Raw genomic sequence first — 805 nt, forward strand, 5'->3', positions numbered from 1 at the left:
AGTGAGGACGGGGCGTCGAACTATACGGCGACTATCGTCAAAGACCCAAATCAGGCTTTGAACGCCCGCCGTGCAGGGCAGCCTCTGGAAGCTTCCGATGCCGCCGCGGAGTCTGGGAACAAGGGGCCGGTAGTTCTCATAACTTCAGACAGCATGGGCAGAGGAGCGGAAGAGCTTGGGCGGCTGCTCATCAAGGGGTTCATATTTTCACTGACTCAGCTAAATCCCTTGCCTGAAGCCGTGATATTTTTGAATGGCGGGGCGCGCCTTACGACGGAAGGGTCCAATACCGTGCCCGACCTAAAGGCGCTGCAGGAAAAAGGCACGGGAATATATACCTGCGGTACCTGCGCCAATTACTATAAGCTGACCGAGTCCCTCGCCGTAGGAAGCATCGTTGACATGATGAAGATAACAAACACTCTGGCAAAGGCGTCCGGCGTGATAACCATATAAAACGAGAGTTTGCCAAACTTAAAATAAGTTGCAGCAGTGCGGACTAAAGAAGGGAAATGAAGGCATTCACCGACGCGATATAAGCGAAGAAGCGCGCTCATTTGCGGGCATTCTGATCCGCGGACAGCAATGTTGCTTTGCGCAGCACGAATGCGCCCCTATGCCCATAAAAAAAGCAGTGCTTTCGCCCTACTTTTGCAGCGCCCCAAAAATGTGCCGTAGTGAGCCGTGGGAGGGAGCGCAACGTAAACCGTATGGTATGTGCAGGTTTTTTTGCTTTATTTTTTTGATTATTATTTATACAATTATTAAAAAATTCACTTGAATATTTTTTCTACAATAATTTTAT

The 805-nt window shown here is 49.3% G+C and carries 1 protein-coding gene; it reads left to right on the forward strand.

Annotated features, from left to right (window positions below; translation table 11 throughout):
- A partial coding sequence (yedF, locus tag AWU74_RS06595; RefSeq protein ID WP_062328634.1) for a sulfurtransferase-like selenium metabolism protein YedF occupies positions 1-456 on the forward strand: 456 nt, incomplete at its 5' end.
- Positions 457-805: the final 349 nt, after the last annotated feature.

This window comes from Treponema endosymbiont of Eucomonympha sp. (genome assembly GCF_001028545.1).